The sequence below is a fragment of the Methylocystis borbori genome (assembly GCF_036576025.1).
Taxonomy (GTDB): Bacteria; Pseudomonadota; Alphaproteobacteria; order Rhizobiales; family Beijerinckiaceae; genus Methylocystis; species Methylocystis borbori.
Genome location: NZ_JAZHYN010000017.1, coordinates 24,485 through 41,182, shown reverse-complemented (window position 1 = coordinate 41,182; position 16,698 = coordinate 24,485). Strand labels below are relative to the sequence as shown.

16 protein-coding genes and 1 tRNA gene are annotated in these 16,698 nt (G+C 61.1%); 4 read left to right on the top strand and 13 right to left on the bottom strand.

From position 1 onward, the window contains the following. Positions 1-24: 24 nt before the first annotated feature. The 8 genes from V3H18_RS07740 to V3H18_RS07705 form a co-directional block, all read right to left on the bottom strand. Positions 25-1,080, bottom strand: coding sequence for a sensor histidine kinase (locus V3H18_RS07740; RefSeq protein WP_332081435.1), 1,056 nt, complete (start codon positions 1,078-1,080; stop codon positions 25-27). A gap of 3 nt (positions 1,081-1,083) precedes the next feature. Beyond that, complete coding sequence (locus V3H18_RS07735) at positions 1,084-1,560, bottom strand: response regulator (RefSeq protein WP_332081434.1); 477 nt, start codon at positions 1,558-1,560, stop codon at positions 1,084-1,086. Then, positions 1,532-3,013, bottom strand: a complete 1,482-nt coding sequence (locus V3H18_RS07730; RefSeq protein ID WP_332081433.1) for a sensor histidine kinase — start codon at positions 3,011-3,013, stop codon at positions 1,532-1,534. The genes V3H18_RS07735 and V3H18_RS07730 overlap by 29 nt, the downstream gene beginning before the upstream one ends. 242 nt (positions 3,014-3,255) lie before the next feature. Then, entirely contained in the window at positions 3,256-3,777 is a 522-nt protein-coding gene (locus tag V3H18_RS07725; protein WP_332081432.1) for a hypothetical protein, read from the bottom strand. Next, on the bottom strand, positions 3,759-4,064 hold the full coding sequence (locus V3H18_RS07720; RefSeq protein WP_332081431.1) for a hypothetical protein: 306 nt from the start codon (positions 4,062-4,064) through the stop codon (positions 3,759-3,761). The genes V3H18_RS07725 and V3H18_RS07720 overlap by 19 nt, the downstream gene beginning before the upstream one ends. A gap of 135 nt (positions 4,065-4,199) precedes the next feature. Beyond that, the gene (locus V3H18_RS07715; protein WP_332081430.1) at positions 4,200-6,038 is read right to left on the bottom strand and encodes an AI-2E family transporter; all 1,839 of its coding nucleotides are present in this window, start codon (positions 6,036-6,038) and stop codon (positions 4,200-4,202) included. Positions 6,039-6,162: 124 nt separating this feature from the next. Continuing rightward, positions 6,163-6,363, bottom strand: a complete 201-nt coding sequence (locus tag V3H18_RS07710) for a CsbD family protein (protein ID WP_332081455.1) — start codon at positions 6,361-6,363, stop codon at positions 6,163-6,165. A 477-nt stretch (positions 6,364-6,840) separates the two neighbouring features. Next, positions 6,841-6,916, bottom strand: a tRNA-Lys gene (locus tag V3H18_RS07705). A 288-nt stretch (positions 6,917-7,204) separates the two neighbouring features. Here V3H18_RS07705 and mdh point away from each other — a divergent pair. Then, complete coding sequence (mdh, locus tag V3H18_RS07700; RefSeq protein ID WP_332081429.1) at positions 7,205-8,167, top strand: malate dehydrogenase; 963 nt, start codon at positions 7,205-7,207, stop codon at positions 8,165-8,167. An 18-nt stretch (positions 8,168-8,185) separates the two neighbouring features. Here the strand turns inward: mdh and dapE are convergent, their stop codons facing one another. From dapE to dapD, 5 genes are read right to left on the bottom strand one after another with little or no spacing between them, the layout of a single operon-like run. Next, the gene (gene dapE, locus V3H18_RS07695; RefSeq protein ID WP_332081428.1) at positions 8,186-9,343 is read right to left on the bottom strand and encodes a succinyl-diaminopimelate desuccinylase; all 1,158 of its coding nucleotides are present in this window, start codon (positions 9,341-9,343) and stop codon (positions 8,186-8,188) included. Next, a complete protein-coding gene (locus V3H18_RS07690) occupies positions 9,344-9,538 on the bottom strand; it encodes a type II toxin-antitoxin system HicA family toxin (protein ID WP_332081427.1) in 195 nt (64 codons plus the stop codon). It lies immediately after the preceding gene. Beyond that, entirely contained in the window at positions 9,538-9,765 is a 228-nt protein-coding gene (locus V3H18_RS07685) for a DUF1902 domain-containing protein (RefSeq protein ID WP_332081426.1), read from the bottom strand. The genes V3H18_RS07690 and V3H18_RS07685 overlap by 1 nt, the downstream gene beginning before the upstream one ends. A gap of 42 nt (positions 9,766-9,807) precedes the next feature. Then, positions 9,808-10,272: a hypothetical protein gene (locus V3H18_RS07680; RefSeq protein WP_332081425.1), complete on the bottom strand. Its 465-nt coding sequence runs from the start codon at positions 10,270-10,272 to the stop codon at positions 9,808-9,810. Further along, positions 10,272-11,129, bottom strand: coding sequence for a 2,3,4,5-tetrahydropyridine-2,6-dicarboxylate N-succinyltransferase (dapD, locus tag V3H18_RS07675; protein WP_332081424.1), 858 nt, complete (start codon positions 11,127-11,129; stop codon positions 10,272-10,274). Before dapD ends, V3H18_RS07680 begins: the two co-directional genes overlap by 1 nt. Before the next feature lie 274 nt (positions 11,130-11,403). Here dapD and V3H18_RS07670 point away from each other — a divergent pair, with 274 nt between their 5' ends. The 3 genes from V3H18_RS07670 to V3H18_RS07660 all read left to right on the top strand — a co-directional run bounded on the left by V3H18_RS07670 (position 11,404) and on the right by V3H18_RS07660 (position 16,645). Next, a complete protein-coding gene (locus V3H18_RS07670) occupies positions 11,404-12,096 on the top strand; it encodes a pentapeptide repeat-containing protein (protein ID WP_332081423.1) in 693 nt (230 codons plus the stop codon). A 1,226-nt stretch (positions 12,097-13,322) separates the two neighbouring features. Further along, positions 13,323-14,519: an ADP-forming succinate--CoA ligase subunit beta gene (gene sucC, locus V3H18_RS07665; protein ID WP_332081422.1), complete on the top strand. Its 1,197-nt coding sequence runs from the start codon at positions 13,323-13,325 to the stop codon at positions 14,517-14,519. 389 nt (positions 14,520-14,908) lie between these two features. After that, a complete protein-coding gene (locus tag V3H18_RS07660; RefSeq protein WP_332081421.1) occupies positions 14,909-16,645 on the top strand; it encodes a tetratricopeptide repeat protein in 1,737 nt (578 codons plus the stop codon). Positions 16,646-16,698: the final 53 nt, after the last annotated feature.

The following is a 16,698-nucleotide window of genomic DNA, read 5'->3' as shown; positions in this document are numbered from 1 at the left end:
GCGCTGCCGGGGAAGAAACAGTCTTCAGTTTAAGTCAAATTCTACTTGCGCGCAGACGCCCCGCGGAACGGCTCGGAAATGCAAAGCTCCATTCAACGAAGAAGCCATCATCGAAATAATTTTCGCGCCCAGCCTCGTGCCATGGGCTTGAGCATCCGAGGTCAGGCCCACCCCGTCATCTTCAACGGTAAGCACGGCTCTTGATCTTTCGCCTCCCAGATCATCGCCGAGGCCATGGAGCTTTACCCTAATCTCTCCTTGGATCCCTTCGGGATACGCATATTTAAAAGCGTTCGTGACAAGCTCCGTTACGATCATGCCGATTGAAATCGCCCTGTCGACCGTGCACGAAATCGCCGACGCTTCAAGCCGCATGCGGTGGTTATTGCCCCCGATCGATCCGAGCGCGAGCTCGAGGTCTGCAAGAAGCCGTGAAAGATAGGCGGCGAGATCGATATGTTTTAAGTCATGAGCGGCGTAGAGACTGCGATGGATGTCCGCGACCGCGGTAATGCGCGTCTCTGTCTCTTTAAGAAGGTCGGCGACCTGAGGGTTGGCGTGAGCCTGCATCCGAACGAGCGCCGCCACGAGCGCAAGTGAATTCGCGACGCGGTGATTGACCTCCTGCAACAAAAGCTCGGCGCGGTCGCGCGCTTCCCGAACTTCTAAATCTGCAGCCTCCTTGGCCCGACGCAACTCGGCGCCCGCTATGGCGGCGTTGAGCGAATTCACAAGAAGCTCGATAAATTCCCCGGTCAGCACCTTGGGGACATAATCAACGGCGCCCGCTTTTAGCGCGGCCACGGCGATGTCAGTGTCCGCCGAGCCCGTGAAATAGACGATAGGCGGTTGCCGAGCGTCGCGTCCCATGAGCCGCAGCAGATCCAGGCCGCTGCCATCGGGAAGCTGATGATCAAGAGCTATAACGTCGAAATGACGATCGCGACGCTGAAGGAGTTCAGTGGCCGCCTCTAACGTGCCGACAGAGACAATGGTGAACCCTAAACGATTGAGTCCTTTCTCCACAAGACGCGCCAGGATTTGGTCGTCGTCAACCAATAGGAGGCAGCGGCCAGCCATGATTCAGTCTCCCATCGGGATTTGCATGATGGAAAGAACGAGGCCAAGTTGCTTGATCGCGTGGGAAAAAGACTCATAGTCGACCGGCTTTGTTACATAGACATTCGCGCCAAGATCATAGCAGCGCTGGATTTCGCGCTGGTCGTCGGTCGTCGTTAGCACGATCACAGGCGCTCGCGCCGTATGAAAATTTTTCTTAATCAGCGTTAGAATTTCGATCCCCGACATATCCGGAAGATTGAGATCTAACAGTATGAGCAATTGCCGACCTGTGTTTGCGGAACCCGTTCGATCCGCGCCGAGAAGGTAATCGAGCGCCGCTTCCCCATTTGCAAAGGGGACGATCATATTTTGAATGCCTGCTCTTCGAATATTTTTTTCGATCAGGCGCGCATGTCCTTCGTCGTCTTCGACCATGACGATGATTACCGGTTTCCCATTCTCGCTCACGTTATTTATCTCCTTGGGAGAGGACGCCATTCACGGGGATTTTTACGCGGAAGCGCGCCCCTTGGCCGAGTTCGGAATCAACGGTGATATCGCCGCCGAGGCGACGCACGGTCGCACGCACATGGGCCAGGCCGATTCCTTCGCCTTCGACGTCGCCTCGGCCCGCGCGTCTGAACATTTCGAAAATGCGATCGTGATCGCTCGACGCAATCCCGCGTCCCAAGTCCGAAATTTCGAAAACCGCCAACCCGCCTTTGTCAACGAAGCCACTCACCGTCACACGATTAGGTTCGCCGGGCTTCGAATATTTAATGGCGTTGTCCAGGAGGTTCGTGAAAATTTGTTCTAGCGCCAATCGATCCGATATCACTGAGGGAAGAGCAGGCGCGATCGTCACTTCGGCGTCGCTGACCGTAATTTGATGAGCGAGAGCCGCCGTCGCTCGTTCGAAGAGAGCATTTGCGTCAATGGGTTCGGACGAGAGTTTGCGTTGACCTTCACGCGAGAGTTTTAGGATCGCGCCAATGAGCCCGTCCATTTTGTTCGTCGACGATCTAATGAAACTCAAAGCCTCCGGGATTTCATGAAAGAGAGCATCCTCAAAAATCTCTTTATCCGCAGCCGCGACATGCGCGGCTAACGGTCTTACCGCTTCAATATTGCGTTCGAGCTCCGCCGTGAAACCCATGATGTTTACGAGAGGCGCTCGCAAGTCGTGAGTAACGACATAGGCGAAGCGTTGGATTTCTTCGTTGGCGCGAGAAAGATCGGCGGTCCGCTCCGCCACCCGCTTTTCGAGACTCGCGTTCAACGCATCCGCAAACTCGCGGGCCTTGATCGCGTCGTTCACGAAAGAATTTAATATCCGCAAACTCATGATCGCAAATCCCGCGATGAGGACGGCTCCCGTCATGCTGATCCAGCGAACTCGACGAGTGGCTTCCTGAAGCAGCGAGGATTCCCCGTTAATGAGTGATTCCGCGCGCTCGACGATCTTCGAAACGCGTTCGCGCGCTTCGTCCATCAATAGCTTTCCGCGATGCATGGCTAAAATCGAGAGCGCGCGCGTGCGATCGCCGTTCTGCGAAAGCTCCACCGTCTCTCTGAGCTCGGCAAGCTTCTCATTTCTCACTTTTTGGAGCCGAAGAAGATCATCTCCGCATACTTCCGGAAGAATCGCGCAAATGCGGGCTAATTCTTCAAACACGCCCTTTTCGCGCGTCATAGCGGATTCGTAAGGCGCGAGATATTCGGATTGCTCCGTGAGCAAAAACCCCCTCTGTCCAGTTTCTGCATCCTTGAGAACGCTCAACGATCCAAGCACCGCGTGGCGAAGATCTTCGAGCTGGAGCAGCCTCTCCATATGAAGTTTGGTCGATTCGTCCAGCACGATCGCCGCGCCCACGGTGAAAACGAGGACAGACGCTCCCGCCGCCAAAGCAGCCAATGATCTCTGCCCGGCTTTGGAGTGGAGAAGCGGCATGAGAAATAGAATCCTGAGCGAGAAATTTCATTGATCATATGTGATCGGGCTGAAAGAGACTGTTCACTAGTGAACACTCTAATGGCTAAAAGTCGATAATGCGCGCGTCGCTCCGCATCGGCGTATAGCGACTTGAAAATAGGAACGCCGAAGGCGTAGCGAATAGGAACGCTATCCACCGCGCGCGGAGGTGGGGTTTTGCTATTTCGCTTGATCGCCGTCGAATTTCGAAGACGGAAGGGTCAGCTTTCGCGTGTCGAAGACATCATATCGACGATTTTTTGGGCGACGTAGAGACCAATGCCTGCGCCTACAGCCAGACCAAGGTTCTTCGGCCCTTCGCGCATCAGAAACTTCGCGACGAGCGGCGCTGTGGATTTGGCGCCATCCGCCAGCAGCGTCGGCAAATCGAAATGCTGGGCGCGCGCGAGAAATTTGTTGACGGGGTCCTCCGCGGCGATCGCCGCCAATCTGGCGACCCTTTCATTTTCAACGCGGACCAGACGACGACGCTGCAGCAAAAACATAAAAAGGCCCAAAACGGCGAAGCCCGCCGCCAATATTAAATATCCCCTCGCCGGCCCATATAAATCTACCAAGGTTATCGCCGCGCCGGCTGTCGCGAATCCCGCTGCGATAATAAGCGGGATGACGACAAGCATATTGCCCGACAAGCGGAGGGCCATCTCGTCAAACTTGAGCTCGATGCGTTCGAAGAGGGGTTCGATAATCATGGAACGGCTCCTCAGCGGCCGGATTTCCACAAGGCGCCAAGCAGGAAACCGACGCCCACCGCGAGAAGTACGGTCATCGTCGGCTGACCCTTCGCGGACTTCGCAATCGCGTCTTGAATATTGGAAAAAACCTCGTCGGCCCGTTCTTTGGTGTCCGCTCCTTTTTCTTTCGCGGCGTCCACCGCTTCACCCGCTTTTTCGACGGCCACATCCACCGCCGTGCCGATCTTCTGCGCAACCGCCGAGGTTTTCTCTGTGATCAGCGATGTTGCTTCGGAAAGAGCTTTTTCCGACTTCTCAAGGGTTGAAGATGTCATTGGGGACCTCCGAGTTGTTTCTCTTCAACCTAACTTTTGAACCGGAGCAATGTTCCCGGAACTGCGCGTCGCGCCCGCTAAAGCGCGACCCTGGCCGAATCACATCGTCGACGTTCTGGGGTGTGTCCAAAGACGTTAGGCGACAGATCTTTTGACGGGCGCGGAGGCGGCGTTGGGCGGCGTCGCAGGAGCCGGCGGTTCGGATTTCCGTGCGCTATATGCATAAGCCAGCAATCTGCTCGCCTGCGATAAGCTCTCGCAGCGGACGATTCTTTCCGGCAAACCCCGCTCCGCCTCGATTTCGGCTGGGGCGTCTCCCCAGTCGCATACGAGAATGCGGCTTTGCGGAAAATCCGCCGCGGCCCGGCGCGCAAGCAGGCGCATATGCGTCTGCGCGACGCCCCCGACCGACACTAACAGGATCGTATCGATTGTTTCCGGAGGCTCCTCCTTCTTCAAAGAGGAGAGCGCCATCATGCCGCTATTTTCCCGGATCGCCGTCGCCCGGGCGTGTGAAAAATGCGAAAGCATGAAGGCGGTAAAAAACGCCGCCATGCGATCCACCGGGCCATGGGCCGGCAAAACCACGCAGGGCGCGCGGTCCGCGGAGGAGGGGGGCGTTTCTCGGCGTTCGTCGGTGAAGGCGTTCAAGATGATATCTTGAAAATCCTCCATCGTTTCGGCGAGCTCCTGCGCCTTGGCGGCGCTGACCCGATCATCTCTGTAATCATTGGCGGCCAGGCGCAGCGCCGGCAACACCATCAGATCGGCGGCGTCTACCGGCGACCGTCCTTCGATCGTATGTTCGAATCGCTCCACCGCTGCGGCGGAATCGCCCGACAGCAGTCGACGATAATATTCCTGCGCCGGCGATAGGGGCGCCCGGTCTCCAAGCAGAAGGCTTAGAAATTTTAGCGCAGGCACATAATCCCCAAGCACCACGAGAGCGACCGTAAGAGGGGCGGAGAGAACGACGCCAACGGGACCCCAGACGACAGACCAGAAGCTCGCCGCTGCGATCACCGCAAGCGGCGAAAGGCCGGTATGACGGCCGAGCGCGCGCGGTTCGATCACATGAGAGAGGACGAACTCGCCGCCCGCAAATAGCCCGAGCACCGCATATACAAGCTCCCAATGCGGCGTGATGGCCGCCGCGAGCAGGATAGGCGGCCCCGCGCCTAATACGACGCCGAACCAGGGTATGAAGCGGAGCACCGCCACGCTCATTCCCCACAATGGCCCGTTGGGAATGCCGAGCAACCAAAGCGCGATCCCAATGAATAGGCCAAACGCGCTATTGATGACCGCCTGGGATAGAAAAAGCCGCGAGATGCGCGAGCCTGCCTCGTACAGGGCGGCGGTCGATTCGGTGATGTAATTGGCGCCCGCCAATCGAACCAGGCGGTCGACAATGTCATAATGCTCGGTGAGGAGGACGCTCGCATAAAGGAGCGTCAACGCCATCGCCTCCAGCGGTCCGAGCGTGGATTGCAGAGCGCTCAATATTCCTGAAAATCCCGCCGCAGACTCTTTTTCCACGACAACCCGAATGGGATCGTCTGGGGACGCTTTCGGGATCTGCGCTTGGAATTCATGACGGAGTCCGTCGATTGCGTCCGCGGCGCGCTTGAGCGCGATTGTGTGAGTGGAGGAACCGGAGAAGCTTCTCAACTTCTCCGAAATATTGTTTCGATATGTCGATAGGCTGCCCGTCAGTTCGAGCACCTGCGAGCTGAAGACGGCGCTGGCCAGCAACGTTAAAGCGATAAATGCCGCCATCACCACCGCTACCGCGGCCGGACGCGGAAATCGGAGTTGAGCGAGCCAGCTCACGATCGGCGTCAATATAAAGGCCAGAAATGCGGCAAGGGCGAGTGGCAATAAAACCGCCCGCCCGTAGATCAACGCGAGGATGACCACAAATCCGATAAAGAGATGCGCGGCCGCGTGGATAATTCCTGCCCTGGCGTGCATAAAAAAACTCAGCGGCGTTGGCGGAGGTTGAGGCGTCTATGAGGCGGCCATTTCGAAGCCCTTTCGCCACGCAAAAAGATCTCGCTGCATAAAGTGAAAGGAGACCTCTAACGCGACAAAGCGCTCATTTGTGGGAAGCGAGCCATTCATCGACTTCAGCCGACACCTTGTCCTTAGCGTAGCCGTATTTTTCCTGAATGAAGCCTTCAAGGCGCTCACGTTTCCCCTCGATCTTTGCGATATCGTCATCCGTGAGTTTTGCCCAATTCTCTTTGACCGTACCCACAAACTGCTTCCAATTGCCCTCGATCACATTCCAGTCCATGTCCATCTCCCGTCGCTTGAGCGTCGATGGAAACAAAACCTCGCTCACGGTTTTTTGTTCCGTAGGGGGCTATCGATCCGAGGATGGGCGGTCGGAGCTGAACGGGGCCGCGTTCAATTCTCGGGCAACTTGCCCGCGCCATTTTTGTAACGGTCCTTACGAATGGCGATCATCGCTTCGAAGGCGTCACGCGCATCCTTTACGGATTTTTCTTTTAGGCGCGGCACGGTCCGTGCGCGCATTTCAAATAGCTAAGAAGAATGCGGAGGCGGCGAACCAGGCGAAGAGCGAATTTTTTGCCAATATGAGCCATAACATCCGCACGCCGCGATGAATGGCGTTCGAGGCGCGTGACCACGCGGCGGGGCGTCCCTGTGGACAACGGTTGTGGGCTGGTCTTCGCCGGATCCTCTGTCGAGATTTTCGCTGGAAGGGCCGCGCCGTTCTCAGCTGAAATAATAATATCAATTAGTTATGTGGTGGGCGCACAAGGGCTCGAACCTTGGACCCGCTGATTAAGAGTCAGCTGCTCTACCAACTGAGCTATGCGCCCGTCCGGGAGCGCCGCGACGGGCGGCGCTTTTCGAACGAGCGGTGCGAATATCAAATGCGCTCCCCCCTGTCCAGCGCTCATCGGCGGATCGGCGGTTTTCGGCCGTCCGCCGCGGAGTCCGGCGCGCCTCTTCAGGCCTTTTGCCTGTTGCGTGCAAATCAGGCGCCGGGCGCGGGCGCCCCGATCTTGAGCGGCAGACGAGATATCCGGGCCGAAACCGCAAGATGTCTTCCCTCCGCAGCAAAAGCGCGCTAGCAGTTTGATGAGAAGTCCAGCACGAGCTTAATTATGTCGCGAAGAAAAATCGCTTTGATCGGCGCCGGCAATATCGGCGGAACGCTCGCCCATCTCGCAGGCCTCAAGGAATTGGGCGATATTGTTCTTTTCGACATCGTCGACGGCGTCCCGCAGGGCAAGGCGCTGGACCTCGCGCAATCTTCTCCCGTCGCGGGCTACGACGCGAAGCTCGCCGGCGGCGCCGACTATTCCGTCATTGAGGGCGCCGACGTCGTCATCGTCACCGCCGGCGTGCCGCGCCAGCCCGGCATGAGCCGCGACGATCTGCTCACCATCAATCTCGGCGTCATCGCCAAGGTGGCGGAAGGGGTCAAGCGATACGCGCCGAACGCCTTCGTCATCTGCATCACCAATCCGCTCGATGTGATGGTCTGGGCGCTGCAGAAGGCCTCGGGCCTGCCGACGCAGCGCGTCGTCGGCATGGCGGGGGTGCTCGATTCCTCGCGCTTCCGCTATTTCCTCGCTGAAGAATTGAATGTCTCGGTCGAGGACGTCAGCGCCTTCGTGCTCGGCGGGCATGGCGACGACATGGTTCCCTCCGTGCGCTACTCGGCGGTCGCCGGCGTGCCGCTCCCAGATGTCGTCGCCATGGGCTGGACGACGCAAGAGCGCATCGACGCTATCGTCGACCGCACCCGCAAGGGCGGCGGCGAGATCGTCGGCTTGCTCAAGACGGGCTCCGCCTATTACGCGCCGGCGACGGCGGCGATCGCCATGGCCGAAAGCTATCTGAAGGACAAGCGCCGGGTCCTGCCCTGCGCCGCCTATCTCACCGGCCAATATGGCGTGAAGGACCTTTACGTCGGCGTCCCGGTCGTCATCGGCGCTAATGGCGTCGAGCGGGTGATGGAGATCGATCTCGACGCTTCCGAGCGCGCCATGTTCGAGAAATCCGTCGCCTCCGTGCGCGTATTGATCGAAGCGGCGAAAGGGCTCAATCCAGCTTTCGCCTGAGGCGGCCAACGCCCCGCTTCAGGGCATGAAATAATTTTCCAGCACTTTGAAATAGGCCGCGCTCAGCGCGTCGATGTCGGCGAGGCGCGCATTCTCGTCGAAGGCGTGGATCGTCTCATTGGTGAGGCCGAACTCCAGCACCGGACAATAATTGGTGATGAAGCGCGCGTCGGAGGTCCCGCCCGTCGTCGAAAGCTCGGGCGTCAGACCCGTCGCCTGCCGCACGGCCTCAATAACGAGTTCGGTGAAAGGGCCGGGCTTGGTGATGAACGAGACGGCGTTCGAGGGCGGAAATTCGACCTCGACAGTCGCGTCCGGCGCCGTCTCCTTGATGACCTTTAGAATGCGTTCCTTGAGCGAGTCATGCGTCCAAATGTCGTTGAAGCGGACGTTGAACTCGGCGCGCGCTTCGCCGGGAATGACGTTCACCGCCGGATTGCCGATGTCGATCGTGCTGAATTCGAGATTGGTGTTGTCGAAATGCGCCGTGCCCTTGTCGAACTCATGCGTCGAGAGCGCGCCGACGATGCGCGCGATGATGGGCGCGGGGTTTTCCGCGCGATGCGGATAGGCGACATGGCCCTGTTTGCCAATAACGCGAAGGCGCCCGTTGAGCGAGCCGCGCCTGCCGATCTTGATCGTGTCGCCGAGCCTCGCGACATTGGTCGGCTCGCCGACGACGCAATGATCGAATGTTTCGCCGCGCGCCTGCGCCCAGCGGAGAAGCTTCACGGTGCCATTGATCGAAGGGCCTTCCTCGTCGCCGGTGATGAGGAAGGAGAGCTTTCCTTTCGGCGCGCGATGCTTCTCGACATAGGAGAGCGCCGCGTCGATGAAAGCGCCGATCGCGCCTTTCATGTCGGAGGCCCCGCGTCCATAGAGACGCCCGTCCGCAATTTCCGCCGCGAAAGGATCGAAGCGCCAGCGGGAGAGATCGCCTGGCGGCACCACGTCGGTATGGCCGGCGAAGGCGAGATGCGGGCGCCCCGCGCCGATCGTCGCGAAGAGATTGTCGACGTCGGGCGTCCCGGGCTCCGAGAAGGTTAAGCGATGCGTCTCGAAACCTGCGGCTTTGAGCGCCTCTTCGACCACATCGAGCGCGCCGGCGTCTTCCGGCGTCACCGAGCGGCGGCGGATGAGTTCGCGAGTGAGACTAATGGCGCGGGAAGGGGGCATTCAGAAGGCTTTCGGCAGACCAGCCTGTTTCAAGACCTCATTCGCGGTATGGCGCGATTTCGTCGTTCGAGGCAATGAGAAATTTCTATTCGTGATCGGACTATGCCAGATTTCATGGCTACCCTTGCCAGGCCGAACCAGTTTGCACCCCGCGGCGACAAGCAGCGCGACGATCTGAGGATAGAAATTCGCCATCAGCCTGCGGCGAGCGCGAGATGCGTCTCCGCCTTGAAGGTCAGCGAAACGTCTCGGGCGTGCGCTGCGTCAAGTTCGAGCAGATCGGGCAAGACCGCGCGAACTTCGTCGATCATCGACCTCCAGGAGTCCGCCTCTACGACAAGGCCGGGCGCGTCTGTGCTCGTCGCGATCCAGACATGCGCCTCGTCGTCCCAGCGCGCGTCGATATGAATGGGCGTCGTCATGGTCAGAAAAATCGGCGCGAGCCTACTCCTTGTCAAGCTCGGCTAGTTATCCCGCCAACCCAGCTCATAGACCGTCCAGACGATGGCGGCGACCAGAGCCGCATCCACGCCCCAAACATACCAGCGCGACATGACTTCGGCGACGCGCGGCTGCAGGAAATGCGCCGCGCCGGAAAGCAGCGCCAGGAGCGGCGCAAGGCTTGCCAGCCCGAGCGGCGGCGTCCGCCCACGGTCGCGAAAGCGCTTGGCCGAGAGATTGACGAAGCTGATGGCGAGGAGCAGCACGGCGAAGGCGTAAAACAGGACATAGAAATAGGCCGCCGCGGTTTCGGGCGCAAAGAGCGGCCGCTGGGCGAGGTCATGCGCCGCATAGGGCGACAGCGCGAGCCAGATCAGCGTCAAAGGCGCCAGAATGGCGAGCAGCGCGCCTGCGCCGCGCCGCCAGGTCGCCCGGTCGATGCGGCCCTCTTCCGTGCGGTAGAGAAAGCGGATGCGCTCGGCGTCCATCAATCCCTCAAAAGCTCGTTGATGCCGGTCTTGGAGCGCGTTTGCGCGTCGACCGTCTTGACGATGACCGCGCAATAGAGCGACGGCCCGGGCGCGCCGTCCGGCAGCGGCTTGCCGGGCAGGCTTCCCGAGACGACGACCGAATAGGGCGGCACATAGCCGACATGCACCTTGCCCGTGGCGCGATCGACGATTTTGGTCGAGGCGCCGATGAAGACGCCCATGGACAGCACCGAGCCCTTGCCGACGACGACGCCCTCGACCACCTCCGAACGCGCGCCGATGAAACAGTCGTCCTCGATGATGGTCGGATTGGCCTGCAAAGGTTCGAGCACGCCGCCGATGCCGACGCCGCCCGAAAGATGCACATTCTTGCCGATCTGCGCGCAGGAGCCGACGGTGACCCATGTGTCGACCATCGTGCCGCTGTCGACATAGGCGCCGAGATTGACGAAGGAGGGCATCAAGATCGCGCCCGGCGCGACATAGGCCGAATGGCGCACGATCGCGCCGGGAACGGAGCGAAAGCCCGCCGCGCTATGTTCGCTCGCGCCCCAGCCGACGAATTTGGAGGGCACCTTGTCCCACCAGGTCGCGCCGCCGGGCCCGCCGGCGATGACCGACATGTCGTTGAGGCGGAAAGAGAGCAGCACGGCTTTCTTCAGCCATTGATTGACCTTCCAGCTCTCCGGGCCTTCCGCGCCTTCGATCTTCTCGGCGACGCGCAGCTTGCCGGCGTCGAGGAGACGCAGCGCGCTCTCCACCGCGCGGCGGATATCGCCCTGCGTCTCGGGGGTGATATTGGCGCGATCCTCGAAAGCGGCGGCGATGAGCGTTTCCAATCCCGTGTGCGGCATGAAAATTCCGAGCTTCCAGCGTTAAGGTTGGGCGCGGTTGTAGGCGCGTGGCGCGGGGAGTCAACCAAAAGCATTTTCCGCCGAAGCGGATGCCGGTTCGGCGTAGAAAATGCGTCAATTCAAGAAACTAGAGCGCTTTCATGAATCATTATTGGTTCATGAACGCGCTCCAGCGCGCGGGATGATTTCCGGCGCGCGCCGGGCTTTCTTTCCCGCAGCGAGGCGCGGCGCTTGCGCCTACCATGGCGCTTCGATCGACGAGCGAGGCGGGGACATGCGCATAGCGTTCAAAATTCTTTGCGCCGGCGCGCTGTGGTCGCTGCTCTCGGCGCCCGGCGCTGTCGCCGCCGATCTGACGCGCGCCCAAATCGAAGCAAGAATTGCGGCGGGAGAAGCGCTCGATCTCGCCAATCTCGATCTCGAAGGCCTCGATCTTTCCGGCCTGCGCCTCAAGGGCGCGGATTTCTTCGCGGCGAGGCTCGCAGGCGCGAAGCTCGCGGGCGCCGATCTTGCGGGCGCCAATCTCACCCGCGCCGATCTGCAAAAGGCGGATGCGACCGGCGCCGATCTTGAAGGGGCGACGCTTTACGCGGCGCTGATCGAGGGCGCAGATTTCTCCTCCGCCAATCTTTCGCGCGCGCGCATCATCGGCGGCGGGCGCGGCGTGCGTTTCGTCAAGACGAAAATGGCGAAGGCCGATCTTGGCGCCGATCCGGCCAATCAGGGCATGGTTCCGGTGCGCGTCGATCTGACGGAGGCGACTTTCGACGGCGCCGATCTTTCGGGCGCCAATCTCGCTCATGCGGTGCTGACCTCCGCAAGCTTCAAGGGCGCCGATTTGCGCGGGGCGCATTTCGAATACGCTAAAATGAGCGGCGCCGATCTTACCGGCGCGAAAATCGACGGCGCGGTTTTCACCTACGCGGAACTTGACGGCGCCCGCCTTCCCACCAGCGGCAAGCCTTGACGAGCGAGGGATCATCCGCGCTAGCGACTTCGGGCCCCGCCCTTCGAGACGGCTCCTGCGGAGCTTCCTCAGGGTGAGGGGCCTTGGGTTCGCGCTTCATTCCTTGCGGCGACCATAAGCAGGAGCCTGCGCAGCAGGCGTCTCGAAGCACGAGGACTCCGACGCCGATCGAAGGGTAACGCGCAGCATCAAATCTCCCGCCGTCTTTCGACGCGGGTTGGAAGAGGGCGGTCCGGGACGCCTCGGCCCCGTTACTCGGCCGAGAGCGATGAAAGTAGAATGCGCGTCGGAGCCATTGAGACATCCCGGACACGGTCTTTTTCCACGACGCACCTTTCCCGACAGCCGCTACGTCCCCGGATGGAAGACGCCGTTCCGCCAGACACGGCGCCAGACGGCGCCGCTTCTTTCCCACATCGCTTGCGCGATACGGGCGCGTCGCAAGGGCCTCATATGCGCCGCAGCGCGCTTTCCGATCAGACGGAATCGTCTGATCGATAAGAAATCGCGCCAAGTTAATAAGCTGGAGCAAGTTCTGATCGAAAAAGTCTGTCAACTTTTTCGGAACTTGCTCTAGGCCGCAGGACGTTTCCCGTTTCGGTAGTCGTTCCCAGCGTGCGGCCTTAACTTCTCCAGCCCAGCCTTTTCGCGCATGACGTTTCCATCATGCGCCCGCCACGCATCTAGCGGCGGCACGGCCAGCGGCGCGAAACCCGACGCAAGGTCGAGGGTCGCCGCCTTGCGCTTAACCGTCCCCGCCAGCGCCGCCGACCCGTGACGACGCCCCTTTCAGTCGGCGAGGCGGGAGCGAGTATGGGGGCGGTTTTGGGGGTGGGGATAATTTTATTTTACGCGCAACCCTTCCGCGTCATGGCCGGGCTTGTCCCGGCCATCCACGCGACCCCGTTACGCGCGCCGCGCAACCATTGCGCCACGTCCCGGCGTGGATGGCCGGGACAAGCCCGGCCATGACGGCGCAGCCGAAAATCTCCCCCCGCCATTGGGCGCTCCCCCGCGTCCTCCCGCCGCCTTGACGAAACCGCGCCGCTCATGCCTTTTGGCCGCGATTGAGCCCGCGCCGGCGCGAGATTCCGTCTAGAGCGCGGCTCGCGAAAAAGTGGGAACCGGTTTTGCGCGTGGAGCGCTCTAAACTTTTGGAATCGATCACGTTATCTGCATTTGGGCGATTCCGCCCAAATGCAGCGTGATCTAGGAGACGCAAGTCAATGAATATCCATGAATATCAGGCCAAGGCGATTCTCCGCGACTTCGGCGCGCCCGTCGCCGACGGCTTCGCCGTGCTGCGCGCCGAGGACGCCCGGGCGGCGGCCGAAAAGCTCCCCGGCCCGGTCTATGTGGTGAAGGCGCAGATACACGCCGGCGGGCGCGGCAAGGGCAAGTTCAAGGAGGCCGAAGCCGGCGAAAAGGGCGGCGTGCGCCTCGCCAAATCGCTCGACGAGGCGGAAGCCTTCGCCAAAGAGATGCTCGGCGCGACGCTCGTCACGATCCAGACCGGCGAGACGGGCAAGCAGGTCAATCGCCTCTATATCGAGGATGGCGCCGCGATCGACAAGGAATTCTATCTCTCCATGCTCATCGACCGCGCGACTTCGCGCATCGCCTTCGTCGTTTCGACCGAGGGCGGCATGGACATCGAGCAGGTCGCGCATGAGACGCCCGAGAAGATCGTGACCTTCTCGGTCGATCCGGCGACGGGGCTGATGCCGCATCACGGCCGCCATGTCGCCGACGCGCTCGGCCTTAAGGGCGATCTTTCCAAACAGGCGGGCGAGCTCGTCGAAAAGCTCTATGCGGCCTTTGTCGCCAAGGACATGGAGCTTCTCGAAATCAATCCGCTGATCGTGACCAAGGACGGGAAGCTGCGCTGCCTCGACGCCAAGGCGAGCTTCGAGAATAACGCGCTCTATCGCCATCCCGACATCGTCGAATTGCGCGACAAGAGCGAGGAGGACGAGAAGGAGATCGAGGCCTCCAAATACGAACTCGCCTATATTTCGCTGCCCGGCAATATCGGCTGCATGGTCAATGGCGCCGGCCTCGCCATGGCGACGATGGACATCATCAAGCTCTATGGCGAGTTTCCCGCGAACTTCCTCGACGTCGGCGGCGGCGCCACGACCGAGAAGGTGACGGCCGCCTTCAAGATCATCACCGCCGATCCGAATGTGAAGGGCATTCTCGTCAATATTTTCGGCGGCATCATGCGCTGCGACACCATCGCGGAAGGCGTGATCGCGGCGGTGAAGGAGGTGGGCCTCAAAGTGCCGCTCGTGGTGCGGCTCGAGGGCACCAATGTCGATCTCGGCAAGAAGATTATCAATGAGTCCGGGCTGAACGTCATTCCCGCCGACGATCTCGACGATGCGGCGCAGAAGATCGTGGCCGCCGTCCGGGGGGCGTGATCTTTCATTTGGGCTAAACCCCTGGCCCCTCATCTCACTTCTCCCCGCAGGCGGGGAGAAGAGGCGGCCAGCGCCGCGTCCTAATGTAGATCATGCGGGCGATGGGTTGATGACCCCTCTCCCCGCTTGCGGGGAGAGGTAAGGTGAGGGGCTTGGGGGTGTTGCGTTAAGGAGCGCTCAAGGCCGCCACTCTGCCGGCCCCCTTTCTTTCGCCTTGCGGGGCTGGCGCAAAAGAGCCATGTTTGGCTGCGATTTTAGCCCCTCCCGGCGGCCGGGCTGTGGGCGGCGCAATTTTTCGCGTCTCGCTCGGACCGTCGCCCCTTAGGAAAGCGCCTGTGCCAAATTCCGCATCCTTGTCAGCGCCCGCCGCTCCTCGCGCGCGCCGCGCCTTGTCGCGCTTCGTTCTCGTTCTCTTTGGCGCGTCGGGCGTCCTCGCGCTCTCCTGCGGGGCGAGCCTCGCCGCGCGCGAAAAAAATATCGTCGTGGCCCGGCCTTTCGAAGTCGGGGCGAGCCTTTCCGGCAATTATCTCGCGGCGATCGTCGCCGGGGCGGAGCGCGACACGCTCGCCGCCTCGACCTTCTTCCGCGAGGCGCTGCGCGACGATCCGAAAAACGCCGATCTCGTCGACCGCGCCTTCGTGGCCGCGCTCGCCAATGGCAATATGCCGGAGGCGATGCCGCTCGGCGCCCGCGTGCTGGCCCATGACCGCGCCAACGGCCTCGCGCATCTCGCCCGCGGCGTCGATCTCATCAAGAGCCGCAAATACGCCGCCGCGCGGGCCGAATTTTCCAAGGGGAGCGGCGACCGCCGCCGCGACATCACCTCGACCCTGCTCGCCGCCTGGAGCTACGCCGGCGCCAAGGATAAGAAGCGCGCGCTCGCGACGCTCGATACGCTCAACGACGACGCCTTCGTCGTCTTCCGCGACTATCACGCGGGGCTGATCGCCGATCTCCTCGGCGACAAGGCCGAGGCCGAGAAACGGTTCAAATCCGCCTATAGCGCCGAGCGCAATACGCTGCGCCTCGTCGACGCTTACGCCCGTTTCCTGGCGACGCATGGCGACCGCGAAGAGGCGAAGCGCATCTATAAGAGCTTCGACGAGGTCGCGCCCAATCATCCGATCACCACGGCGGGGCTCGCGACGCTCGACCAAGGCAACCCCCTCACGCCTTTCGTGAAAAGCGCCGACGACGGCGCCGCCGAGGTGCTCTACGGGCTCGGCGCGGTCGGCGGCCGCCAGGGCGACGAACTCGCCTCGCTCATCTATCTGCGCCTCTCCCTCCATCTTTCGCCGCAGAACGCGCTGGCGATCGTCACGCTCGGCGACGTTTATGAGCGCATGAAGCAGGAAGAGGCTGCGATCGACCTTTACGACAGCGTGCCGGAAGACAGCCCGCTGCGGGTCAACGCCGACGTGCAGGCCGCGCTGCTGCTCGAAACGCTCGGCAAGTCGAAGGAGGCGAGCGAACATCTCGCCGCCGTCGTCGAGGCCAATCCCAAGAATCAGGAGGCCTTGACCGCGCTCGGCAATCTGCAGCGTTCGCGCAAGCTTTTCGCCGACGCCGCCTCGACATATACGCGCATCCTCGATCTGCAGCCCAACGCCGACCGCAGCCAGTGGCTGCTCTATTATTATCGCGGCATCGCCAATGAGCGGCGCAAGAACTGGCCGGCGGCGGAGGCGGACCTCAAAAAGGCGCTGGAGCTCAATCCCGACCAGCCGCTGGTTCTGAACTATCTCGGCTATTCATGGGTCGATCAGGGGATCAATCTCGACGACGCCTTCAGAATGCTGCGGCGCGCCGTCGATCTCAGACAGCGCGACGGCTATGTCGTCGACAGTCTCGGCTGGGCCTATTACCGGCTGGGGCGTTACGATGAAGCCGTGCGCGAATTGGAGAAGGCGATCGACCTGAAGCCTTCGGACCCGGTCATCAACGATCATCTGGGCGACGCCTATTGGCGCGTCGGCCGCAAGCTCGAAGCGCAGTTCCAGTGGAACCATGCGCGCGACCTCGGGCCGGAGCCCGAGGAGCTGCCGAAGATTCTGGCCAAGATCAAGAACGGCCTGACGGAAAAGCCCGAGATCGCCGGCGACAAGTCGAAGAACAGCGGCGGCTGACGCTCTTCGGCGCGGCGTCCTGTTGGGCAGTTAGCTTGCCGTGTCATTCCCGG